This is a genomic window from Pseudomonas sp. 2822-17, assembly GCF_002742485.1.
Taxonomy (GTDB): Bacteria; Pseudomonadota; Gammaproteobacteria; order Pseudomonadales; family Pseudomonadaceae; genus Aquipseudomonas; species Aquipseudomonas cyclaminis.
This window is the reverse complement of the sequence record NZ_LJRZ01000683.1, coordinates 1-311: the sequence shown is the minus strand read 5'-3', so window position 1 is coordinate 311 and position 311 is coordinate 1. Positions and strand designations below refer to the sequence as shown.

General features: G+C 33.4%; 1 protein-coding gene. It reads left to right on the top strand.

Features of this window, described 5'->3' with window-relative positions; all coding sequences use genetic code 11:
* Nucleotides 1-311: hypothetical protein (locus tag AOA60_RS23865; RefSeq protein WP_218240823.1), on the top strand; the 311-nt coding region annotated here is incomplete at both ends.

Here is a 311-nt window from a genome sequence, read left to right as displayed (position 1 = left end):
ATTCGCTTTGGTGCAGATGAAATTGTACAAAGCTCTAATCATTTGAGTTTACTAATGGTAAATGGAATTTTATTTCATGGTATGACGAGTGTTATAGAAGAAATGCTTACATATGGGGAAAAAGATCAGTTAGCCTTTACTGATCTTCCTATTGAATTAATTAATAAAACATTCGGCGAAGCAATTAATGATTATCAAACAGCCGACTCATTCTTAATAGGCATAAGACGGGACAATGAGACCATTTTACATCCGAAAAGGAGCTCTAATTTACTTAAGGGAGATAAACTCATCTTCTTTAATGGGTTATC